Genomic DNA, 22,368 nt, shown 5'->3' with positions numbered 1-22,368 from the left:
GGGGTTTCGCATACAGCGACAATTGCCTTGTTCTCCTTGGTATTTCCGCATGAGTCTTTCGACACAACAAGACACTCTAGGCGTTGCTTACCGGAACGATTTTTTCTTCCAAAACCAAGTCCTATATCTGCCATCACTTCCTTCGAGCTTAACTCTTTCACTATTTATTCGACGCTGATCGACGGCGTCGGCAAACCTCACAGTGCTCCTGTAATTCTCGCGTCGAAACGGAATAACTTGTGCGAGGGGTGTTCCCCGTTTGAGCATCCATTTACCGCGCCCATACTGCCGGAACATTGCAAGTACATTTGCAACATGGAACGAATCGTGGTCGACAATCCCTGGAACAATTTGAAGTGGAGAGGTTGGATCCGAGTAGAATGGAGCAACTAGCAATGAACTGTATCCCGTTGGCAAGATGATACGCCACGGGCTCTCGAACTTCAGCACACCACGGTAAGGGCGTATCATCTCCGCCATTGGCTTTGCCCCCTCCAGTTGCTCTGGCGAATGGAAGCTGATTTGCGCCCATGGTGATGGAGATGACCAATTCAATGTGCCTAGATCGCTATCGTACTCAATAATATAATCGGCCCAGGCCGGAATGATGTAGCCTGCACTCATCATGTCATGAATGCCTGGGCACTTTTTGATTGTTCCTATTCCATGTGCTAAACGCTCGATTGGACAGTCACTTTTTTTCGAAGAAACCACAGAATCCATAGATTTGAACCACGATGGAATGAATTCCTGCGCTGGGCGCGGCGGGGCTACTTCCTCAACGCCGTCCACAGTGGTGACAAATTGGATCTCTGGACCTGAATTATCAGTATCCTGATTCGGCCTTTTATTCAGAAACGAAAGCATGGCTGAGCCTGTTGGGCGAGTTCAAGGTAGTCGGTTGGAAGTACTCTTGAGTCGGATACGGTATAGTGCATGAATGTTCCGGCATACCATCGCCCATTCAGAGGAGCTTTACGGAAATGATTTAAGCGCACACCCTCGTATAATAGCATGTGCCCCTTTTCGATATTAACTTCTTTCTTAATACCCCCGCTTTCAACTGAGATATTCCAGGGCTCATCTAAATCAGAGTCCACATGCATTGAGGCGCTGATGATGTGCGATAAAGGACGATCAATGTGCTCGTGCAGGATCGCTCCGCGTTGGTACAAGCGAGGGCCATACCAATAAGTTGGCTTTAGACTGCACCCACAGAAATCTTCCAGAATTTGGATCAGTTGAGGGCTTTCGTGTATAAGTGATGGCCTATTGTCACCAAATCCAGTTCCACCAAGGACAAGAGTTGGCGCTCGGTCAGCACTTTCGACAATGCCGTGTGGTTTCTCCGGCAAAAACGCATCGAACATGTACCGGCCCTCTATGAAAATCTCCAGCAGAGTAGAATAGAGATTTTCTGGGACCGGTACGACTGCATAGCCTCGCTCTGAGAAATGGGGAACCATTTCTTGGAGACGGAGAGAGAGATTATCAAGGGTCATCGGAAAGGCGGGCCAACAACCCAGTTCACCAGCGATCTGCGTTCACCGTTCGTAACCTCTGTCACGCGATGTGGCAGCCAACTTGGGAAAACGATGACGGAGCCTCGGCTTTTTGCTTCTAGTGCAGGTACAATTCTCGGCTCGTCGGTCTCTTCACCGAGCTTGAACTCAACAGTTCCCCCTTCATAAGTCGAAGGATCAGACAGCTGAAGAATGACGCTGATCTTACGAACCATGCGAGCTTGCGGTGGTTCGCCTCCACTATCTCGATGCCAATTGTAGAACTGTCCGGCGCCATACCGTGTAAGCTGAACAGGGCTGGGGGCCGCAATATCATAACGCCACGCTTGCGCGTTGGCGACTGCTGCGAAATGGTAAAGCAACCCCATTGTCCAATGACCTTCCGGAAGGAAGGCAATATCCGAGTTTCGGTAACTCTCGTTCAAATCCCCTTGCCCAGCGCCAACAGTCCCCTTCATGAGCCGTTGACGATTACAGATAGCTTCAATCGCATCAAGAAGTTCTGGCTCAATCTGTCCAGAATAGACTTGATATGGAGTGTTACTTGTCATCATTCTTTGTCAACCATTCAGGATGTGGCGTATATCCAATAAGCAACGCCTTCGTAACGGTAAGTGGCAGTCGTCTTCGAAACCGTACTCATCTCTGCCTCGGATGCCGTATAGAAGTGCGCTCCAGTTGCGGTATTAAAAAGCCTGTAGAGCGGACTTGTTCCAGGGGAAGAATTGTTAAATGCTTTGTAAGCTACCCCTTCATAACTAAATGTCGATAGCTTTTGGACTGCTTCCTTCTCAACATCTGACGACGTATAAAAATGGGTTCCTGTGGATGTATTAAGAAATCTATAAACATTTGCCGTACCTGTCTCGCTTTCGCTGGCTTGGAAAGATACGCCCTCATATCGAAGATCCGAATCCTTTGCTTCCTTTAATGTAGTAGCTTCATCAATTGATGCGGTATAAAAATGCACCCCAGTCTTCTTGTTGAAGAAGCGGTGGATTGCATCATGGCCATATATTAAATCATCTACATCATAGTTTTTGCCATTCAACAAAACATGCTCGATGTTTTGAAGATTTGTGACATTGAACAGGGGGTCAGTTAATGTAAATCCCAAAGAGCTATCGCGCGATACGTTGATAATATTAACCTTGCTCCTATCGACAGAGAAATATGCATAGTCGATACCAGCGCCACCGTCCATGGTATCGTTACCAACGCTACCAACGAGGGTGTCGTTTCCAAGTTTACCTGTAATGTAATCATTGGAATATGTTCCAACGAGGTAATCGTTACCATCTGTACCAGCCAAGGGGTTGGGCGTGCTTGGCGTATATGATGGAATATAATAGGAAGGAGTGTAATAAGAGGGGATGTACGATGGAGTATAAGAAGACACATAGTAAGAAGATGGAATGTACGACGGATAGTAATATGAGGAAACGTATGAATACGAAGGCATGTAAGATGGATAGTAATAACCAGGCACATAAATACCAGGCACGTACATGCCAGGGACGTACCCATAGCTATACGCATAAAATCCAGGAGAGTAAAATCCTGGAGAATAGAACCCTGGAACGTATGTCATTTCTCGCGCCTTACTTAAAAGATTCCGCTCGTAGTATGAATTTACTCAAACTAGTGCCGCACTTTTCTTTCTTCAGCAAAAAAGACCACAGCGGACACACTGGATCCCAACCCTCTGGTTGACTATTTCATAATCTATGTAACATTTTATCGTCAAGTATCGCTGCTTAGATAGGCTTGGAATTGTCATCTCTGCGGACCATTCGCGGGCGATGGTGAGACGGCAGCGGATGATCGCGGAATTGACCACCAAGGCGGCGCGCCCCGGTGGATGCCTCATCGATCATGCAGCGGTCGCACGTGATACCCCCGCGGCCGCATAGATGCGGTTCGAGCCGCTCTCTTGGATTCGGAGATTATGCTGGCGTCGGACGGTCCGGGAGCCTTGCCTCAGGCGACCAGATCCGGTGCGAGCGAATTTGCGTGAACACGGCCTGCACGCAGGAGGTGACAGATATGGAAAGGCGGCAGCTTCATGGTTCCTCAAGCTTGGACAGGGTCACTCTCGAGTTCGAGGGTCACCTGATCACGACAGAGGCACGCGAGTGCCCCCCACTCCCTGAAGCAAGCCCTTCCGGAGCGGACGTGGCCCCTTGGGCCAGAGGAAGACATTCCCGCCGCTGTCAGGCCGATTTTGTCAGAAGCCATTCCTTCAGCTTCGACCACCGGCGACCCTCCTGCCGTGCCCGCACCGCCATCCCGAGCGCCTTCCGCTGGCCCACGACGACGACCAGCCGCTTCCCGCGGGTGACGCCGGTGTAGACGAGATTGCGCCTCAGCATCGTCCAATGTTGCATCGCCAGCGGGATGACGACAGCCGGGTACTCGGACCCCTGGCTCTTGTGGATCGTCGTCGCGTAGGCCAGTGACACCCGGTCCAGTTCGCCGAAGTCGTAGGCCACCTCACGGCCGTCGAAGTCGATCAGCAGTTCGCTGTTCTCCGGGTCCATTGCGGTGATGACGCCCAGGTCGCCATTATAGACCTCCTTCTCGTAGTCGTTCTCGGTCTGCATCACCTTGTCGCCGACGCAGTAGGTCCAGCCGAAGCGCTCAACCCGGACATCGCCCGGCGGGTTCAGGACCGCCTGGAGTTCCACGTTCAACGACCGGGCACCGAGACCCCCGCGGTTCATCGGACAGAGCACCTGGACGTCGCGCACGGGGTCCAGGCCGAAGCGCTTCGGAATGCGGTTCCGAACAACTTCGATGAGCTTGCGAACGCCGTCCTCAGGCTCCGCCGCCTCGACGAAGTAGAAGTCCGAGCCTTCTACGGGCGTCAGGTCCGGCATCTGGCCCTGGTTGATGCGGTGCGCGTTGACGATGATGCGGCTGGCCGCCGCCTGTCGGAACACTTCGGTCAAGCGCACCAAGGGTACGGCGCCGGATGCGATCACGTCGGCCAGCACCTGCCCCGGTCCCACCGACGGCAACTGGTCGACATCGCCGACCAGGATCAGGGCCGATCTGTCAGGGGTCGCCTTCAGCAGCGCGTTCATCAGCGGCACGTCCACCATGGACGTCTCGTCGACGACGAGCAGATCGCATTCCAACCGGTTCTCCTCGCTGTGCTTGAAGCCTCCGGCAGCCGGGTCGAAGGCGAGCATCCGGTGGATGGTCCTGGCCTCCAGCCCGGTGCTCTCGGAGAGCCGCTTGGCCGCCCGGCCGGTCGGGGCGCACAGCAGGATCCGGATGTGCTTGGCGGCCAGGATCTTCAGGATGGAGTTGACCAGGGTCGTCTTACCGACACCCGGGCCGCCGGTGATGACCATGACCTTGGAGGCCAGGGCAAGGCGGACAGCCTCCCGCTGGCTCGGCGCCAGCGTCAATCCCGTCTTTCCCTCCACCCACTCCAGCGCCTTCTCCATGTCGACGGCGGGCCAGGGCAGCGTCCCGGCCGCAAGCCCCCGCAGACGGGCGGCGATGGCCTGCTCGGCCCGGTACAGCCCGGCCAGGAAGACGCACTCCCTGCCCTCCAGCTGGTCGGCTATGACGGCGCCGTCACGAAGCTCGTCCGCCAGCGCCTCGGCCACCAAGTCGGTGCCGACCTCCAGGAGTTCGCTGGCCAGCTTCTCCAGCTCCTCCACCGGCAGGCCGCAGTGCCCCTCGTCCATAGCTTCGGCCAGCGCATAGCCGATGCCTGCCCGGACGCGGACCATGGCCGTCTTCTCGATGCCCAGCTTGGCGGCGATGGCATCAGCGGTCTTGAAGCCTATGCCGCGGATGTCCCTGGCCAGCCGGTATGGGTTCTCAGTGATGAGTTGGATGGCCTCCTGCCCGTAGGTCTTGTAGATCCTGACGGCCCTGGAGGTCCCGACGCCGTTGGCGTGCAGGAACAGCATGATCTCCCCGATCGCCCGCTGGTCGGCCCATCCTTTGACGATGCGGTCGGCCCGCCTGGGCCCGATGCCCGTGACCTCGCGCAGGCGACCGGGTTCGGCCTCGATGACGTCGAACACGGCCTCGCCGAACGCCTTCACCAGCTTCTTGGCGTAGACCGGGCCGATGCCCTTGATCATGCCGGAGCCCAGGTACTTCTCGATGCCCTCCAGCGTCGTCGGCTGCGTCGCCTTCAGGAAGGCGGCCTTGAACTGGAGGCCATGGGTGCGATCGTTGACCCAGCTGCCGCTCGCCTGGATCCATTCCCCGGCCGAGATCATCGCCGCGTGGCCGACCACAACAACAAGATCCCGATGCCCCCGGACCTTCACCCGGAGCACGCAAAAGCCGGTCTCGGCGCTGTGAAAGGTCACGCGCTCCACCAGCCCTGCCAGGGACTCCGTCGATGACGCGATGGCTTGCCCGCTCATGCCGGGATTGTGCTGGATTCCCGACTGCCGGGCCAGTCGCACTTGCGAAGACGGTCCGCTGCCGAGGTTGGGAGCTTGGGCGTCCACGTCGCCGATCCCATCGGTGCCGTCCCCACACCCTGATCCGTGCGCTGGTCACGACCCGCCTCGGCAAGCAGGACATCGACAGCTTGGTCAGGACGGCCACTGGACTTGCTGGCGTTTGGGGTCGGGTCGCTTGCTTGGCTCGGCTTGTGCTTCTGGCGCCAGCGACGGACCCGATCCGGCAGACGCCAAGCTGTGTCTAGTCTAGGCCTCTAAGCAGCCCTTTGATCACCGCCTTGCATGACGAGGTAACGGCGACGCGAGATGCCGTTGGCTTCCGACCCCCGCCAGTGCGGCCGAACAAACTCCAGCTTGCCCATCCGGTACCGCCAGAACGCCCTGACCTGGTGGCGAGGCATCGTTCCGCTCTGGACTGGGCCACCTCCCGTGCGCGCGCCCGATCCGCTGGACGGAGGTTCGTCGATGAGCAATCGGATCTCCCGAACGGTTCCGAGGGGAGCGAGGCGGCGTTCCGCGCGCACCCGGTTCGAGCGCACGCGCTCCGGATGCTCCCTGACGCGGGTCTCCGTCATCCGTGGCTGGGTCAGAAAGGTGAGGACCGCCAGGATGAACCTGCCGAAGAGGTGCTGGTCGATGGAAGCGGGATCCACGCCAGCCGGAAGGTAAGCCTCCGGGAAGCTGACGATCGGTTCATCCGGGTTGGAGATTCGCAGAAGGAAACAGAACCCCTTCAACCTAGTGATGTCTTCCCATTCAAGGCGCTCCAGCAGGCGTGCTGGGAAGATGATGCCGCGAGCATCCCCCCGGACGTTCTCATCGAGAGCTTCGATGAACATGCCCCAGCGCTGGCCTGGGAGGCCGCACTCGACACCCTGCCACTCCAACCAGGCTCTCGGGAAAGGTAGGGCAAGCTGTCGGCGCGCCTCCTCCATCCCAGTGCGCTCCTCAGCCGCAACGATGGCGGCACTCTCTGCCACCGAGGCTCCGAGGACGAAGGGCTCTGCGGCCTTCAGCATATCCCGACGCCCAGCGGTGACCTCCAACGCGCGGAGGCGCTCTTCAGCGCTGTTGAACAAGCTGCGGCCAGACCAGATCAGCCCCTCGTTCAGATCGAATGAATCCATGAGCTCGTCGTAGAGGAGCCCCGAGCGCACGGCCCGCGGCAACATCGGAACCCCATTCCGATCGAGATCCGTCCATGGTGACGCCATCCTGTATTCCCGCAGACGCGTTAGCCCACCACGCCTATCCAGTTTCGCATCAACGATCTCCGTAAGCCTCGGCGCACCCAGAACGGCCAGGAGAGACAGGATCCCGGCGCCAAGTTCCGGCACAGCTGCCTTCTCTTCGGGTGACAACTTGGTCGAGTCCAGCACCGGATCGACAACGACCCCATACCTCACACCCAACTGTCGGACGATACGGATTATGAAGCGCTCAGCTTCGAAAGCCGTTTCACGCTCGCCGAAACGACATGCTGTAAAGCTGACGTTCGAACCGCTTCCGACCTCCTTCGTGATCAGCCACCCCTCACGCAGAAGCCGTCCACCTGGCTGGCTGACGGTTTCCCCTGCCTCGGAAGCATCGCAACCATTTGGCATGTCGAATTCGAGCCACAAAGCCCCGTCGATCAGCGCCGCGAGGTCGATGGCGTCGAAGACGATCTGGCGAGGCTGCTCGCCCAGCTGGAGAATGCAGTTTGCAGCCGTGAGGACGGACGGCGCCACGGAGAGCGACTTGAACAATGCAGAGTGAGCGGCATCAGAAAGCAACATGAGGCTGCGGTTATAGGAACCCGGTGCCAGTGGATCGATGCCGTTGGCGAGTAGCTCGACCAGGAGGGGCGCATTATGACGGCGGGCCATATCAATCCCTCCTCGGTTCCAGATCGGCTGCCTGTGCCTCCGCCTCGGGTGATCCCATCCGCGGGTTCGCGTGGGTCTCCGACATATAGCGGGCGAGCTTCTCGAAATGTTCGGCGGGCATGATGGCGATGGCCTCGGCCAGAGCATCGGTGAGGCGGCTCAACTTCGCAGTCAGGAAAGCCACCTCCTGCTTTGCGGCGCTGAGTTCGCCTTCGACTTCTCTCAGTCGGTCGTTGAGCGCTTCGGACGCCGCCTTACGGCGCGCGTTGTGCAGCCTCCACCGCTCCTTGTCGCTTGCATGGGTCTTCGGGCGCCCGCGACCGGCCCGAGGCTTTTCGTCCTGGCAATCCATGCTACGCCCCGCGCGCTATTTACGTGTTACACGAAAATAACGCGCGTTCAGCGTCACGTCAACCGGCATGCGTGAACGGGCAATGTGCAACGGGGCGAACCCTGGCCTGCCTCCGCTCGGCTACCTGGAATCGGATCCAGTGCGCGACCGCATCATTCCTGGTACTTTGCGGCACGACCGAACAGGAACTGACATGGCGAAGCTGTTCATCTCCTACTCGCACAAGGACGAGGCGCTCCGGCAGGAGCTCGAGGTCCAGCTTTCGATGCTCCGGCGCCAGGGGCTCATCGAGGTCTGGAACGACCGGAGGATCCTCGCGGGTGACGCCGTGGATGGCACGATCAGCAGGCATCTGGAGGAGGCGGACGTCGTCCTCCTGTTGGTCAGCGCGGATTTCCTCGCCTCGAACTACTGCTACGAGCGGGAAATGACCCGCGCCATGGAGCGCCAAGCAGCCGGTGAGGCCAGGGTCATCCCGGTCATCCTCCGGCCCTGCGACTGGATGCACCCTCCGCTGAGCAGCCTGATGGCGACGCCCACGGACGGAAAGCCGGTCACCAAGTGGCCGGACAAGGACGACGCCATGGTGGACGTCGCCCGCGCCATCAGGTCGGCCGTGGAGGCAATGGCGCCTTCACCGGTAAGGCGAACCCCGTCCGCGAGACCCCCGGCGCCGTCAGGGCCGGTGCCGGAGCGCCCCAGGTCCAGCAATCTCCGGATCCGGCAGGAGTTCTCGGATCATGACCGGCACGTCTTCCTGGAGGATGCGTACGGCTTCATCGCAAACTACTTCGAGGGCTCGCTGGAGGAACTCGAGCGACGGAATCCCGGGATTCAAACGTCGTTCCGGCGCATCGACGCCGACCACTTCTCGGCAACCATCTTCCGCCACGGCAGCCGAATGTCGGGATGCCGGATCTGGCTGGGGGGCTTCGGTAGCAGCCGCAACACGCTTTTCTATTCGGCTAAAGAAAACGGAGCCGACAATTCCTGGAACGAGAGCATCTCCGTCGATGCTGATAGCCAGAGCCTCTACCTGAGGTCGACGGGCATGGCCTCCTATGCTGGCGCCGACCGTGAGGGGAAACTGACGGCCGAAGGCGGAGCAGAACTCTTCTGGACGATGCTGATCCAGCCGTTGCAGGGCTAGGCAGCCCACGGGCTGCGGCGACAAGAAGCCAGTGCCCAAGAGCCTGATGAGAGGTCATGGGGGCGGGAAAGCATCTGGGGCGGCACTGGCCTGAGCACAGGTGTGCATCCTTGATTCTGCCGGGGCGCCGACATCCTGTTCGTCGGGCAGGACTCCGACTACGCCTACGGCAAACTGGCGGCGGACGCGGTGTACGGGAACCTCGGGAACGACGCGCTCTACGGCGGCCAGGGAGCGGACGACCTCCTCGGCAACTTCGACGACGACGTGCTGAACGGGGACACGGGCGACGACAGCCTGTCGGGCGGCGCTGGTCCTGACCTGTTCGTGTTCCGCCCCGGCGCCGGGAACGACTGGATCTACGACTTCAACCCGTCCCAGGGCGACCTGCTGGACACTGGCGACCGCGGGGCATGGTGCGAAGCGGGTACGAACGGCATCCTCGTCTACCTGTCCGGCGGGACCGACGCGATCAACATGTGGGGCCTTTGCGTCAGCGACTTCAGCACCATCTGGCTCAAGCCCCTGTGACCCGGCCGGGTCGGCTCCATCAGGCTGGCCCGATCGCCGGTGGACCACGCAGACCGCCTGCCGGTGCTCAGAAGACGGCCCCCAGCAGTTGAAGGTCTGAGGCGGCTCTGCCGGGAGCGGGCTACCAGGAGGTTCATCGTCCATCTGCCGTGGCGTCGGACCAGGATGCCCGTAGCGCCCCTCGGTCCAAGGACCATCACCTGGAGGACGGCATCCCACCATTAGCCTGCCCAAGGGTCGACGGCCTGCCTGACGGATGCGCCCGCCGAGCCATGGACCCGATGCACCGATCGCCGCGGCCACCCTGCGTGGCCACGATCTCCGAGCCCGCGGCCCGGCCACAGCCTATGGCCTCGCTCCCCTGAGAACTTTGGGACCATGTCTCCGGACGGACCCCGCCCGCCGACAGGCATGCGCCGGGGTGTCGGGTCGGCCCGGACCGGTGCTTACCGCCCACATCAGCCGCGCCGAGCAACCGTCCACTGCCTTCCTGCGTCGGGAGAATCAGCCGACGTGACCCGATCACCGGCTGCATGGCCGCCGCCACCGTCTCCAGGTCACCTCCGGCTGCCCTCATCGACTTGTCTGCGGCATTTTCTGGGCCTGCCGCTGGGATGACCTTTTTATCTAAAGGAGCGAGTGTCGAGACCTCGACAGCAGGCTCCGCGTCAGCCAGAGCGACCGCCTGTACGACCTCGTCCCACCGGCGTTCGGCCGTCCGCCCGCACAAGCCCGCCTCCAGGGCGACGGCCGCACGCGAAGGTTCCGTGCCCACCGCCACCAGGCGACGGTACGCTGCCACCAGCTTCTCCACCGACGCCTCGCGCCGCCGCGCCGCCGCGTATCGGCCACCGACCGCCTTCGCCTCAGCCTCCGTCAGCCCCTTGGTCTGCGCGGCGCAGACGCCCCAATTCTGCTTCATCTTCCATCGTCCTCCATCGAAATGCTCCCAAGCGTACGTGGCCACCTTCATCGCCGTCGCCCTGGCCTGCTTCTCCGAGGCGCCGCATGCGTCCACAATCTCGTAGGCGTGGCCGACCACCTCCTGCTCGAACTCGCCGCGGCTGCCCACCCCCTCGCCGTCCGGATGGTGGCTGGCGACCGCGCCGAAGGCAAAGGCCCGAAGCCGCCGGAACAAGCTGTTCGATCCCCCGGCCTCCGCCGCATCATCCTTCCCAGCCGCCTCGGCGACAGTCACGTCTCTGGCGTCCGGCAGCCCGGCACTGACGGCGGCCAGGGACCCGTACGGCTCCTCGCCCCAGACCGCCCGGCTCCAGCGAGGCGAAAGCGGATTCTTCATTTTCAGAGCGTTGGACCGCCCACCCTGATCGGCACCGGCGGTCGCCAGCGCCATGGTCAACCGCTGCAAGGCTGACCGGAATGCCGCCTGTGGCCCGGCCCGTCCGCGGCCGGTGAAGCAGACGCTGTTCTCGAGCAACCAGATTAGGTGCGGCGCCTGGACGGCACCGGTGACCTCATGGATGTGGGCCACCACGATGTTCGGCGTCGGCACGCCACAGGTCAGGACGGCTTGGCGGAGTTGGTCCCAGGATGCGAAATCGCGATCGAGCTCCACCCGGAGCACGCCGCGCATGTCCGAATTGGCATGCACATAAGCATCGTCCAGCGCCAACACCTTGGTCCCGCCCGCCGTCACCGCACCCTTGTCGTTGCCCGTCAGCAGGCGCCGGGCCTTGTGCAATTTGGTCACGAACAACCGCAGGATTGGGTGCTCGGTGCTGATCAGCCCCTGATGGATGAATGCCGACCGCCAGTAGCCTCGGCCACCACGCCCGGGCTTGCCGCTGACATAGCCGCCGAACCAGCGGAAGCCGATCCGGAACCGGGCATCGACGCGAACTGCGGTGTCGCGTGCGCGCTCGACGAACTGCCGCCGGTCCGCGATCGCCGCCGGGTCCGCCTGCTCAAGCCAGCTGTCGCCCCGGCCCGCCCGGCCCCGACGGGCCAAACGTCCGGCGGCATTGAGCTCACGGTGGACGTCGTAGCGCTCCAGGAAGCGTTCGGCCCATGGCGCCGATGCCGGAGAGGAGAGCAGCAGAACATCTGCCACCGCGCGCCGCTTAAATGAAGCCGCCCGGCGTGAAGATGTTTGCGGAGACGAGGCAAATTTGTTGACAGGGTTGGCTTCGAGTGGCCCGCGGCTGGATCGGGGATCCGGCCGCCGGGCCATCGGCTACCGCCTACCCAGGCGGTAGCCCGTTTGTCTTTCGCCTCGGCGAGACATCTGGGCCTACCTATGGAAGAGACCGCCTGGGCATCATCGCCCAAGCCAACTCCGTCCCTCCATGATGCGCACGGGCTCCTGATTCCCGTCAAGCGCATCACCGGTTCGCGCCGCCGGTTGTTTTTCAGGTTGATGGCGACCGCGCCCCTTGGCCGCCGATTGTCCGGAGCGCGCCGCCTTTCCAGGTCCGCCCGTCTCTACAAGACCGGGTCGAGGCGGTTGGAAGTCGCAGCGCTTCAGCGAGATGCGACGAAGCGTTCCAGCTTGCCAAGAGTTTGCTGTCCCAGTTCCTCGGCACCGAAACCCTTCGCGTCCTGGAACTCGGCAACCGTGGTGAACACCATCCCCAGTGTTACCTTCGTTGCCCCATCCAGATCCTCGAACAAGGCCCAGGCGTCGGCATGCTTCGGCCCATTCTCGCCCCAAAGAAGTGTGTAGCCGATTCTCTCCTCAGGCCGGACCTCACCGTAACGATGGTGGTTCGGGAAGACCGTTCCATCCGGCGCAATCATGTCGAAGACCCACTCTCCGCCCGTCCGCAGATCAATCCGCGTCGTCCGGCAGGAGAAGCCGTCCGGCCCCCACCACTGCGGCAGAGTCTCGGGGTTCATCCACGCCCCCCAGACCAGGGTCCGAGGTGCCTGTATCACGCGCTCGAGCACCATGGTCCGCTCGGCCACGCCCGCGAGATTGTCCAGCCCCGCGCCAAAGCCTTGCCGGTACCCGGCCTCCATGTTCTCGGCCAGCGAGGAAAGCTGCACCGTCACGGCCAACCGGCTGCGCTTGTCCGTGCCGGAGAAGTCCGCCGTCACCAACGCAGCCGACTGCGTCACGCCCTCGGACGAAATCACCTCGTAGTTCACGCTGCGCAGCGCAGGCTGCAATTCCAGCCAGCCAACCTCGCATCGGATGTCCGGCTGCCCCGCCACCTTGCAGAGCGAGACTTCACGTCCTCCCACCCTGCTGTCGGCCTCAAGAAACTCCACGGTGACCGAAGGCGTGGGGGCGGCCCATACCATCCGAGCGGCCGGGGCCGTCCACGCATGCCACAGCACCGATAGGGGCGCGGCCACATCCCGCTCGAAGGTCAGCATCGCAAAGCGATCCTTCCTGTTTTCCGGCGCCGTACTGGTCGTATCCCCGTTCGACATCATTCTTTGCGCTCCTTCATGGCGTTCATCACAAATGCATCCAGCCGGTCGAGGCGGGCCTCCCATATGGCCCGGTGTTCGTCCAGCCATGTCCGCACCGGATCCAGGGCCTCCGGCACGATGGCGCAGGTCCGCGTCCGCCCATCCTTGGAGGTGGAAATCAACCCGGCCTCCTCCAGCACCGAAAGGTGCCGCATCACCGTGGGCAGACTCAGCCCGGTGGGACCGGCCAAATCCGTTACGCGCGCGGGTTCTCCGGCGAGCCGGGTCAGGATCGACCGGCGCGTCGGATCCGAGAGCGCGTGGAAGAGCAGCGAGAGATCAGGTTCATACTTAGTCATATTGCTAAGTATCGTTGGAGCGTCGCAGGTGCAAGCGAAAACTTCGTCAGATGGCTAAGTTTTACCCAACTGAACCGCGCCTCCTGGAGCACCGGCTTCCGCTCCAGCGCGAAGCAGGGACCATCGTCCTGTCAGCACACCTTGACGCGGACACAAGATTAGGAAGCCGCTTGAGGCGATGGAGGCCAACCGTAGAATGGGCGGATGGCTTCCAGCACGCGCGGGCGAGAACCCGGTCGACGTTGCCCGGCTGCCCCGATGCATTGAAGCTCATGTCAATGCGCCGGTCCGGCCCTGCCTTCCTGAAGCCGGATATTGGCCGGGAACTGCATGCTGCTCAATTCCCACCGGTCCTTCCGAACCAGATCCCGACGAGCGCGCTGAAGGCAACAAGCATCAGAAACCCATTCACTCCGATGAGCAGCGCTGGCGGAATGCGGGGCGTGTCAGGGTGCGGTGGCGGTGGCCCTGCGAACAGTTGGCGCCATACGGCCGCACCGAAACAGAACGCGCTGAAGGCGACGAGGATGGAGCCGGTTCCCCAGATCATCCATTCAGGAACGACTCCTTCCAGCAGCTTCTTGGCTCCGACGCCGCTGGCCAAGCCTGCCAGACCCGTGCGGACCCACGCAGCGTAGGTCCGCTCCGCCGCGAAGACGGTTCGGTCGGCAGCCAACTGGGTTCGGCGATCGGCACTGTCCACCGAAGGCGCGGGCGAGTTCAGGTCTGTCTGCACTCATGCTCTCCTGAGCCGGACCGGGACCTATAGAACGCTTGGGCCGTGTGCCCGGTTCAACCAACGGCGGGATTTGATCCGCACCGGCCCCCTGTAGACGTGCTCGATCCCAAGCAGACGAGATCCGGCCCTGGTTCGACCGGCGTCCAATCAGCGATACACCTGAGACTTGACTACCGACCGGCAGGCGACAGCGCGTGGCCTGCCAGCATCCTTGCCCTCGCAGCGGTCGCCGTGGCATCCGCCAGCGCACCGGACCCCATCGCCAGTTCCAACGCGCGCTCCAGGTCGGCGATCCGGAACGGCTTCTCCAGAAAGGCGATGGCACCGGCGCCCAGGGCGTCCTGGGCGGCCGCATGCCCGCTGCACACAATCACGGGAATGCCGTTTCGGCCGGTCAAATGCCGCACAGCGGTCAGGCCGTTGGAGCCATGGGCCAGCCAGACGTCGATCACCGCCACATCAACAGCTTTACCGGCGGTGAGGTCGATCGCAGCCTCGGCGGTGTCCACGACACCGACGACGCGATGACCCAGTTCATCCAGAATATCGGCCAACATCGCGGCGATGCGGGGATCGTCCTCGGCAACCAGGATGTCCAGACAATCGGCCATTCCTCCCTCCCGTCTATGCGATCCCGTCATACATGGCGGCTCGATGACAGAATTGCCTCCGCTCCGTAGGAGACGACGACACACTGTGTCATTTCAGCCTCCCTACTCCACCATGGCAGTTGCACCTTCTTCGCGCGAACGCGCGTCATAGTATGTAGATCTGACAAAGCACTGGCCATCAGGGACAGGATCCGAGTCGTTCAGCATCCAGCAACCGGTCCGGGATGAACTATCCGGCCTCTCCCCTTTACTTCACTGCGTTCGGTCACTCTCCTGCCTTCGCCGTGGATGCCCCGCCCTTAACGACCTACTCAAGATCCGGCTGTTTGCGCCGGATTTCCGCTTGTGACACTGAGTCCATGATCACGTCAGCGACGTGGAGAAACGTGACGCCACTGCCCTGACCTTGGCCGGAATAGGCTTGGTCTTGACTTATGTCCGGCTTCTGAGGAACAAAAAGGGAACATAATCCTTCCCGGCCTGTCTCAAGAGACATGTATCCTGACCAGTCCCCTCGACCTGCCCTTCAGGACCTACGCAACCGCATCCGTCAGCTGGAACGCGGCGAGCAGCGCGTCATGCGCGTGCTGCCGTTCGGGCTCGCTGCGGTCGACGATCGGCTGCCAAGCGGCGGACTGGCGTTGGGGGCCGTGCACGAGGTGGCCGAGGGCGGCGACCTGGGAGTGATCCACGCTGCGGCGGCCACCTTGTTCGTCGCGGGCATCCTGTCCAGGATGACGGGGCCGGTGCTCTGGTGCCTGCGGGCGTCGGACTTGTTCGCCCCGGCGCTCTCCCAGGTCGGCCTGAACCCAAACCGGGTTATCTACGCCGAGGCGCCGGACGAGAAGACGCTGCCTCTGCTGATCGAGGAAGGCCTGCGCCACCGCGGGCTGGCAGCCGTGGTCGGCGAGCTCGCCAAGTTGCCGATGGTTGCTTCCAGGCGCATGCAGATCGCCGCCGAGCACTCCGGCGTCACCGCCATCATCCTGCGCCGGTGGCGCAGCCCGGCCGCGGCCGCCGCCGAGGTCGGCCAGCCCACGGCCGCCGTCACACGTTGGCGGGTCTCGGCCCGGCCGTCCAGCCCGCTGCCAGCGTCGGGGATCGGCCGAAGGCGATGGCGGGTGGAACTGGTGCGGTGTCGTGGCGGTGGGACCGGTGAGTGGGACATGGAGGGCTGCGATGAGGAGGGTCGTCTCGGTCTACTTGCCAACCTGGCCGACGGATCGTCTTCGCGCCAGGGCACGCTCGTCGAAGAACCGCCGCGGCAGGCCGGGCTCCGGATCGGCGCCTGACGCCGACGAGCCGACCGACAAACCCTTCGTCGTCGCGTCGACCGGCGCTCAGCGTGTCATCACGGCCGTAGACATGGCCGCCCACAGGATCGGCCTGCGACGGGGCATCCCGCTCGCCCATGGGCGAGCAATGGTGCCGGACCTGACGGTTGCCGATGCGGATCTCGATGCCGACGCCGAAGGGCTGCACCGGCTGGCTCTGTGGGCGCTCCGCTACAGCCCGATGGTGGCCGTGGACCCACCAGATGGCCTGTGGATCGACATTACCGGTGCCAGCCATCTGATGGGCGGCGAACGCCAGCTGCTTGACGACCTGGTCGGGCGCCTTGCTGGAATAGGCGTTGCCGCGCGGGCTGCGGCCGCCGGTACGCCGGGCGCCGCCAACGCCATCGCGCGCTTCGGCCACCGGCCCGTCGTTGTCGTCGATGACGCGATGGAGCTCGTCTCCACGCTGCCGCTCGCCGCCCTGCGGCTGCCGCCAGAGATGACGACGGAACTCCGACGCCTGGGCTTCGAGACCATCGGTGACCTGAAGGCAACACCTCGCGCGCCGCTGGCCCATCGGTTCGGCTCGCTGCTTGGCCGACGGCTGGACCAAGTCTTCGGCCGCATCGCTGAACCGATTGTGCCTGTCGTCCCGACCGAAGCCGTCCAGGCGCGCCGTAGCCTGGTCGAGCCCGTCAGCACGGCTGAGGCTCTCCAGGCCGTTATCAGGGCACTGGTGACGGACCTCTGCGGACAGCTGGAACAACGTGGGCTGGGCGCCAGAACGCTGGACCTGCTCTGGCATCGGGTCGATGGAACGATGCAGGCCATCCGGGTCGGGACGGCCAAGCCGGTCCGTAGCGCGGCGCACCTCATCCGTCTGTTGGTCGAGCGTGTCGATAAGGTCGACCCTGGGTTCGGCATTGAGGCCGCCATCTTGACGGCCACGCTTGCCGAGCCCCTGACGGCCGAGGAGGTCGGCCGCCTGGTCGGCGCTGGAACCGACCTTGCCGCCCACGATGACGCGGCCACTATCGCCGGACTGGTCGATGTCCTGGGCAACCGGATCGGCCATGACCGGCTCTATCGGTGCGCACCCTTGGAAAGCGATGTCCCCGAGAGGTCGGTCACGCGCATCCCGGCCCTGGCGCCACCGGTCCCAGCCGGTTGGCCATCCCAGTGGCCGCGGCCGGGAAGGCTGCTGACGCCGCCGGAACCCATCGAGACGCTGGCCCTGATGCCTGACCACCCGCCGATGGCTTTCACATGGCGGGGAGTTCGGCGGCTCGTGAAGCGCGCCGATGGTCCGGAGCGCATCCATGGCGAATGGTGGCGGCGCGACCGCGAGATGGCGGCGGCGCGCGACTACTACGCCGTCGAAGACCATGCAGGCGAGCGCTTCTGGCTCTACAGGTCTTGGGAGGGCTCGCCGGAGACCGGCCCGGTGCGCTGGTTCATCCATGGGCTATTTGGATGACGGCGGGGGACAAGGAGCCGATCACTGCGAGCGTGGCCTACGCAGAGCTCCAGGTGACCACCCACTTCAGCTTCCTGCGCGGCGCCTCATCCCCGGAGGAGTTGTTCGCGCAGGCCTCGGCTTTGGGCATCCCGGCATTGGGTATCGTCGACCGGCACTCGCTGGCGGGCATTGTGCGCGGCTACGAGGCGTCCCGGCAGACCGGCGTGCGGCTGGTGGTCGGCTGCCGGGTCGATCTGACCGACAGCACGGCCCTGCTGCTGTTCCCAATGAACAGGGCGGGCTACGGGCGGCTTTGCCGCCTGCTGACCATCGGCAAGGCCCGGGCTGGCAAAGGAGGCTGCGAGCTCACCTGGGAGGACTTGGCAGACTGGGCTGAGGGACTGCTCGCCATCCTGGTGCCGGGAGAAGTGGATGAGCACTGTGCTCGGCAGCTGGAGCGCCTGCACCGGATCTATCCCGGCCGCTGCTATGTGGCGTTGACGCTCCGGCGACGTCCGGGCGATGCCATGCGCCTGCATCGGCTGACGGCAATGGCGGCCGCGCTACGCGTGCCGACGGTGGCGACCAACGACGTCCTGTATCATGCGCCGGAGCGCCGGATCATGCAGGATGTCGTCACATGCATCCGCGAGGGCTGCACCATCGACAGCGTGGGCTTCCGGCGGGAGCGCTTCGCCGACCGCCATCTCAAGCCTCCGGCGGAGATGACGCGCTTGTTCGCGAAGTACCCGGAGGCGGTGGCCCGCACGCTGGAGATCGTCGACCGCTGCCACTTCTGCCTGTCCGAACTCCAGTACCAATATCCTGAGGAGGTGGTAATTCCAGGCCTGACGGCGCAGCAGTCGTTGGAGCAGTTGACCTGGTCGGCCGTTGCCGACCGCTATCCCGATGGCGTGCCGGAGAAGGTTCAGGCGGTGCTCAAGCATGAGTTGAGGCTCATCGACCAGTTGGGCTACGCGCCCTACTTCCTGACCGTCCACAGCATCGTTCGCTTCGCCTGTTCCCGCGGGATCCTATGCCAGGGTCGGGGTTCGGCGGCGAACTCGGCAGTCTGTTATGTGCTCGGAATCACCAGCATTGATCCCGAGCGCCACAACCTGTTGTTCGAACGCTTCGTATCGGCCGAACGCAGAGAGCCGCCCGACATCGACGTCGACTTCGAGCATGACCGGCGCGAGATCGTGATCCAATGGATTTACGAGACCTATGGGCGCCATCGCGCGGCCTTGACCGCCGTGGTCAGCCGGTACCGAGCGCGCGGGGCAATCAGGGACGTCGGAAAGGTCATGGGGCTCACCGAGGACGTCACGGCCGCGCTGGCCGGACAAATATGGGCTTGGTCCGACGAGGGTGTCGATGAGCAGCATGCAGCCGAACTGAAGCTCAACCTGGGAGACCGGCGTCTCAGGCTGACGCTGGAGCTTGCCCGACAGCTGATGGGCACGCCGAGGCATCTATCTCAGCACCCGGGTGGTTTTGTGCTGACGCAAGACAGGCTCGACGAACTCGTCCCCATTGAACCCGCTGCTATGGAAGACCGACAGGTCATCGAGTGGGACAAGGACGACATCGACGTCCTCCGCATCATGAAGGTCGATGTCCTCGGCCTCGGCATGCTCGGCTGCATGCGCAGAGCCTTCGAATTCCTCAATGAACACAAAGGCATCTGCTTGAGCTTGGCGAGCATCCCGGCCGAGGACCCGGCGACCTATGCGATGATCCGGAGGGCGGACACCCTGGGGGTCTTTCAAATCGAATCCCGGGCGCAGATGGCCATGCTGCCGCGGATCAAGCCGCAGACCTTCTACGACCTGGTCATCGAGGTGGCCATCGTCCGCCCCGGCCCGATCCAGGGCGACATGGTGCATCCGTACCTGCGGCGCCGGGAGGGACTGGAGCCGGTGGAATACCCGAAGCCCGAGCTCGAAGCCGTGCTGGGGCCGACCCTGGGGGTGCCCCTGTTCCAGGAGCAAGCCATGAAGGTCTCGATTGTTTGCGCGGGCTTCACACCCGGCGAGGCCGACCAGTTGCGGAAGTCGATGGCCACCTTCAAGTTCACTGGCGGAGTCAGCCGATTCCGCGACAAGCTGGTCAACGGCATGGTGGCGCGCGGGTACAGCCAGGATTTCGCTGAGGGGACCTTCAAGCAGTTGGAAGGCTTCGGCAGCTACGGTTTCCCGGAAAGCCATGCGGCGTCCTTCGCCCTGATCGCCTACGCCAGCAGCTGGATGAAATGCCACCATCCCGAAGTGTTCTGTGCCGCCCTGCTGAATGCGCAGCCGATGGGCTTCTACGCACCCGCCCAGATCGTCCGGGATGCGCGGGAGCACGGCGTCGAGGTACGGCCGGTCGACGTCAACGCCTCGCGATGGGACTGCACCTTGGAGCCGATGGCGGACGGCAGGCTGGCTGTCCGGCTTGGCTTCCGGCTGGTCAAGGGGCTGGCCAACGCCGCCGCGGCCGGGATCGTTGCCGCCCGCGAGGACCGGCCTTATGGCGGCGTCGAAGACTTGTGGTGCCGGGCGGGCGTGCCGGTGGCGGCTCTTCGCCAGTTGGCGGCCGCGGATGGCTTCGCAGGCCTTGGCCTGAGGCGCCGGGAGGCAGTCTGGGCCATCCGGGCGCTCCGAGATGAGGCCCTGCCGCTTTTCGCCGCCGCCAGGGCCGAGCGGGAGGCTGATGAGCCGGAGGTCGCCCTCAGGCCCATGAGCGCGGGCAGCGAGGTGGTCGAGGACTACTCGACGACGGGCTTGAGCCTGCGCAGCCATCCGATGTCGTTCCTGCGCAGGGATCTCCGACGCCAGGGCATCATCCCCTGCACCGACCTCGCCCACACCCGAGACGGACTCAGGGTGACCGTATCCGGCTTGGTGCTGGTCAGGCAGCGGCCGGGAAGCGCCAATGGGGTGCTGTTCATCACGCTTGAGGACGAAACCGGCATCGCTAACGTCATCGTCTGGAAGAAGCTCTTCGAGCAGCAGCGCCGCGTCGTCCTGGGCGCCAGCATGATGGCGGTGAAGGGCCGCGTGCAGGTCGAGGGCGAGGTCATCCACCTGATCGCTGAGCGGTTGACCGACCAGACGGACCTACTGCGGTCGCTTGGTGGCCGAGGGGAGCCGATGCCGCTGCGGTCGTGCCGGTCCGATGAGGTCGGAACAGGGTTAGCCGGGCGGCAGATGCCGCAGGCAAAGGAGATGTACGACCCTGATCTGCGGCTCGGGGCCGGTATCAAGCCGCAGACGCGGGACTTTCGATAAGCAGCCTGAACCGAAATCCGCCGTGTCGAGGTCGGGCAAGCGCGCCGCTCGCGTTCAGTATGACGACGCCGGGAAGAGGGCTGAGTCCTTTCAGGGTTCAAGCGCTTCACAGCTGGGCCCGGCGCCATGGCCGCACAAGACCGCGCTGTTCGGTTTATGGCGCGGGGACAAAAGGGACGGCGGTCAATGCCAAAGCCCGGACGCACGCCAGCGTGGTCGATGGACGGGCGGCGCGAGGTGACTAGGAAGCGCGATCGACCGCGCCTCATAAGCCGGTCGCAGGGATGCGACCTGACGGAGCGCAAGAAGGCGCTCGATGCGCTCTTCGGTAGCCGGATGGGTGCGCAGCACGGACGGGTGGGGATTCCGCCGACCAGGGAACAGCACGCGCTCCCAGAAGCCGGGATCGTACCGCTGGAGCTTGGCCAGGGCGGAGGCCAGGCCCGCAGGGTCCCCGGTGATCGCGGCCGCGTCCAGGTCGGCGTCGAACTCCCGCGTTCGGGACAGGGTGAGTTGGATGAGCGTGTTGACGGTGGGTGCCCCGAGGAGCAGGGCAATCAACAGCCAGGGGAACCCGACCTGCTCCGCCAGCATCAACGGCAGGCTGAAGAACAGCAGGATGATGCCGGTAGTTGCCATGGCTCCCGTGACCCGGCTGATGATGTCGGCCAGCCCCATGATGAACAGGTCATGGTTCCGGACGTGGCTCACCTCATGGGCCAGGACGCCGACGAGTTCACGCAGGTTCATGACCCTCAAGAGGCCGTCCGTCAGGACGATGGCGCTACTGCTCGCGGAGCCTACGGCGAACGCATTCGGCATCGGCGTCGCCAGATAATGCAGTTCGGGGATGCTGGGCAGCCCGGCCTGCCGGGCCAATACCGCGAGGCTCTCCTGGACCTCTGGAATCTCGGTTCGACGAAGGCGGCGGGCACCGTAGAGCCTCAGGATGACCTGGGGCGAGATCGATGGGGTGAATGCCAGCGCCGCTCCTATGAGGATGATGACCCACAGGATCCCTGCCGGTCCAAAGAGCAACCAGCCGATGGCAGCGGCGAGAAGAGTCAGGCCTCCAACCAACAGGATGGACTGCACCACGTTGCGGAGCTTGTGTCGACGAAGCTCCTGTTCATTGAGGTGGAGCGCGTACATGGTTGCCCGTCTTCCGGGTTTGCTATGCATGCAGATTTTGGAAAGGCCTGCCATCCGATCAAGACAGCATGGCACCGTCGCGGCCTGTTCCACGAACGAGGCTTCGGCCCAAGTTACCCCTGGAGTCGTCACGTCGCTGGAAAATCGGAGGACATCGCCAGGAGGACGTCTGCGCGCCCCATTTAGCCGCCCTGTGCTGAGCAAGGCACCATGGTGGCAAGCGGCGGCCGCGCATCAGTACGACCGCCGCCGACC

Annotated in this window: 18 protein-coding genes; 5 read left to right on the top strand and 13 right to left on the bottom strand. The window is 63.1% G+C overall.

The features are described from left to right. Window positions 1-87: 87 nt before the first annotated feature. From GBZ48_RS18340 to GBZ48_RS18310, 7 genes are all read right to left on the bottom strand, one after another. Window positions 88-867 (bottom strand): hypothetical protein, encoded by a 780-nt coding sequence (locus tag GBZ48_RS18340; protein WP_174472310.1) that lies wholly within the window; start codon window positions 865-867, stop codon window positions 88-90. Next, complete coding sequence (locus GBZ48_RS18335; RefSeq protein WP_174472309.1) at window positions 852-1,370, bottom strand: hypothetical protein; 519 nt, start codon at window positions 1,368-1,370, stop codon at window positions 852-854. The genes GBZ48_RS18340 and GBZ48_RS18335 overlap by 16 nt, the downstream gene beginning before the upstream one ends. A gap of 128 nt (window positions 1,371-1,498) precedes the next feature. Next, window positions 1,499-2,077: a 2OG-Fe(II) oxygenase gene (locus GBZ48_RS18330; protein ID WP_109049144.1), complete on the bottom strand. Its 579-nt coding sequence runs from the start codon at window positions 2,075-2,077 to the stop codon at window positions 1,499-1,501. A gap of 14 nt (window positions 2,078-2,091) precedes the next feature. Beyond that, window positions 2,092-2,835, bottom strand: a complete 744-nt coding sequence (locus GBZ48_RS18325; protein WP_146255436.1) for a hypothetical protein — start codon at window positions 2,833-2,835, stop codon at window positions 2,092-2,094. 901 nt (window positions 2,836-3,736) lie between these two features. Further along, complete coding sequence (gene recD2 / locus GBZ48_RS18320) at window positions 3,737-5,920, bottom strand: SF1B family DNA helicase RecD2 (protein WP_174472307.1); 2,184 nt, start codon at window positions 5,918-5,920, stop codon at window positions 3,737-3,739. Window positions 5,921-6,216: 296 nt separating this feature from the next. Then, complete coding sequence (locus tag GBZ48_RS18315; RefSeq protein ID WP_174472306.1) at window positions 6,217-7,830, bottom strand: hypothetical protein; 1,614 nt, start codon at window positions 7,828-7,830, stop codon at window positions 6,217-6,219. A gap of 1 nt (window position 7,831) precedes the next feature. Continuing rightward, a complete protein-coding gene (locus GBZ48_RS18310; RefSeq protein ID WP_174472305.1) occupies window positions 7,832-8,182 on the bottom strand; it encodes a hypothetical protein in 351 nt (116 codons plus the stop codon). A 193-nt stretch (window positions 8,183-8,375) separates the two neighbouring features. On the opposite strand from GBZ48_RS18310, the gene GBZ48_RS18305 reads away from it, so the two are divergent. Together GBZ48_RS18305 and GBZ48_RS18295 are read left to right on the top strand one after the other, a co-directional pair. Next, window positions 8,376-9,332 carry a toll/interleukin-1 receptor domain-containing protein gene (locus GBZ48_RS18305; protein ID WP_174472304.1) on the top strand — a complete coding sequence of 319 codons (957 nt, stop codon included), beginning with the start codon at window positions 8,376-8,378 and terminating at the stop codon, window positions 9,330-9,332. A 132-nt stretch (window positions 9,333-9,464) separates the two neighbouring features. Beyond that, window positions 9,465-9,863 (top strand): calcium-binding protein, encoded by a 399-nt coding sequence (locus tag GBZ48_RS18295; RefSeq protein ID WP_343049587.1) that lies wholly within the window; start codon window positions 9,465-9,467, stop codon window positions 9,861-9,863. Window positions 9,864-10,059: 196 nt separating this feature from the next. Here the strand turns inward: GBZ48_RS18295 and GBZ48_RS36755 are convergent, their stop codons facing one another. The 5 genes from GBZ48_RS36755 to GBZ48_RS18270 all read right to left on the bottom strand — a co-directional run bounded on the left by GBZ48_RS36755 (window position 10,060) and on the right by GBZ48_RS18270 (window position 14,950). Beyond that, the gene (locus GBZ48_RS36755; protein ID WP_174472302.1) at window positions 10,060-11,934 is read right to left on the bottom strand and encodes a replication initiation protein; all 1,875 of its coding nucleotides are present in this window, start codon (window positions 11,932-11,934) and stop codon (window positions 10,060-10,062) included. Window positions 11,935-12,344: 410 nt separating this feature from the next. Beyond that, a complete protein-coding gene (locus GBZ48_RS18285; RefSeq protein WP_174472301.1) occupies window positions 12,345-13,262 on the bottom strand; it encodes an SRPBCC family protein in 918 nt (305 codons plus the stop codon). Beyond that, on the bottom strand, window positions 13,259-13,600 hold the full coding sequence (locus GBZ48_RS18280) for an ArsR/SmtB family transcription factor (protein ID WP_174472300.1): 342 nt from the start codon (window positions 13,598-13,600) through the stop codon (window positions 13,259-13,261). Before GBZ48_RS18280 ends, GBZ48_RS18285 begins: the two co-directional genes overlap by 4 nt. Window positions 13,601-13,937: 337 nt before the next feature. Further along, on the bottom strand, window positions 13,938-14,336 hold the full coding sequence (locus GBZ48_RS18275) for a YidH family protein (protein WP_109049153.1): 399 nt from the start codon (window positions 14,334-14,336) through the stop codon (window positions 13,938-13,940). Between the two features lie 173 nt (window positions 14,337-14,509). Next, window positions 14,510-14,950 carry a response regulator gene (locus GBZ48_RS18270; RefSeq protein ID WP_174472299.1) on the bottom strand — a complete coding sequence of 147 codons (441 nt, stop codon included), beginning with the start codon at window positions 14,948-14,950 and terminating at the stop codon, window positions 14,510-14,512. A 578-nt stretch (window positions 14,951-15,528) separates the two neighbouring features. Between GBZ48_RS18270 and GBZ48_RS18265 the strand changes: the two genes are divergently transcribed. Genes GBZ48_RS18265 through GBZ48_RS18255 form a run of 3 tightly spaced genes read left to right on the top strand, consistent with a single transcriptional unit; the run spans window position 15,529 to window position 20,961 of the window. Next, window positions 15,529-16,242: an ImuA family protein gene (locus GBZ48_RS18265; RefSeq protein WP_246307277.1), complete on the top strand. Its 714-nt coding sequence runs from the start codon at window positions 15,529-15,531 to the stop codon at window positions 16,240-16,242. Next, complete coding sequence (locus tag GBZ48_RS18260; RefSeq protein ID WP_174472297.1) at window positions 16,130-17,704, top strand: Y-family DNA polymerase; 1,575 nt, start codon at window positions 16,130-16,132, stop codon at window positions 17,702-17,704. The genes GBZ48_RS18265 and GBZ48_RS18260 overlap by 113 nt, the downstream gene beginning before the upstream one ends. Then, window positions 17,701-20,961 carry an error-prone DNA polymerase gene (locus GBZ48_RS18255; protein WP_174472296.1) on the top strand — a complete coding sequence of 1,087 codons (3,261 nt, stop codon included), beginning with the start codon at window positions 17,701-17,703 and terminating at the stop codon, window positions 20,959-20,961. The genes GBZ48_RS18260 and GBZ48_RS18255 overlap by 4 nt, the downstream gene beginning before the upstream one ends. 183 nt (window positions 20,962-21,144) lie before the next feature. On the opposite strand, the gene GBZ48_RS18250 is transcribed toward GBZ48_RS18255, so the two are convergent. Continuing rightward, a complete protein-coding gene (locus tag GBZ48_RS18250; protein ID WP_174472295.1) occupies window positions 21,145-22,113 on the bottom strand; it encodes a zinc metalloprotease HtpX in 969 nt (322 codons plus the stop codon). Window positions 22,114-22,368 lie beyond the last annotated feature (255 nt).

Origin of the sequence: Azospirillum melinis, from assembly GCF_013340935.1 — a bacterium.
GTDB classification, from domain to species: Bacteria; Pseudomonadota; Alphaproteobacteria; order Azospirillales; family Azospirillaceae; genus Azospirillum; species Azospirillum melinis.
This window is presented reverse-complemented; position numbering and strand designations above follow the sequence as displayed.

What these genes read in the sequence shown, in the direction of transcription:
- GBZ48_RS18315 (WP_174472306.1), bottom strand. Translation starts at nt 7,830, where the DNA reads ATGGCCCGCCGTCATAATGCGCCCCTCCTGGTCGAGCTACTCGCCAAC.
- GBZ48_RS18285 (WP_174472301.1), bottom strand. Translation starts at nt 13,262, where the DNA reads ATGATGTCGAACGGGGATACGACCAGTACGGCGCCGGAAAACAGGAAG.
- GBZ48_RS18335 (WP_174472309.1), bottom strand. Translation starts at nt 1,370, where the DNA reads ATGTTCGATGCGTTTTTGCCGGAGAAACCACACGGCATTGTCGAAAGT.
- GBZ48_RS18340 (WP_174472310.1), bottom strand. Translation starts at nt 867, where the DNA reads ATGCTTTCGTTTCTGAATAAAAGGCCGAATCAGGATACTGATAATTCA.
- GBZ48_RS18270 (WP_174472299.1), bottom strand. Translation starts at nt 14,950, where the DNA reads ATGGCCGATTGTCTGGACATCCTGGTTGCCGAGGACGATCCCCGCATC.
- GBZ48_RS18260 (WP_174472297.1), top strand. Translation starts at nt 16,130, where the DNA reads ATGAGGAGGGTCGTCTCGGTCTACTTGCCAACCTGGCCGACGGATCGT.
- GBZ48_RS18250 (WP_174472295.1), bottom strand. Translation starts at nt 22,113, where the DNA reads ATGTACGCGCTCCACCTCAATGAACAGGAGCTTCGTCGACACAAGCTC.
- GBZ48_RS18265 (WP_246307277.1), top strand. Translation starts at nt 15,529, where the DNA reads ATGCGCGTGCTGCCGTTCGGGCTCGCTGCGGTCGACGATCGGCTGCCA.
- GBZ48_RS18310 (WP_174472305.1), bottom strand. Translation starts at nt 8,182, where the DNA reads ATGGATTGCCAGGACGAAAAGCCTCGGGCCGGTCGCGGGCGCCCGAAG.
- GBZ48_RS18280 (WP_174472300.1), bottom strand. Translation starts at nt 13,600, where the DNA reads ATGACTAAGTATGAACCTGATCTCTCGCTGCTCTTCCACGCGCTCTCG.
- recD2 (WP_174472307.1), bottom strand. Translation starts at nt 5,920, where the DNA reads ATGAGCGGGCAAGCCATCGCGTCATCGACGGAGTCCCTGGCAGGGCTG.
- GBZ48_RS18305 (WP_174472304.1), top strand. Translation starts at nt 8,376, where the DNA reads ATGGCGAAGCTGTTCATCTCCTACTCGCACAAGGACGAGGCGCTCCGG.
- GBZ48_RS18330 (WP_109049144.1), bottom strand. Translation starts at nt 2,077, where the DNA reads ATGATGACAAGTAACACTCCATATCAAGTCTATTCTGGACAGATTGAG.
- GBZ48_RS18255 (WP_174472296.1), top strand. Translation starts at nt 17,701, where the DNA reads ATGACGGCGGGGGACAAGGAGCCGATCACTGCGAGCGTGGCCTACGCA.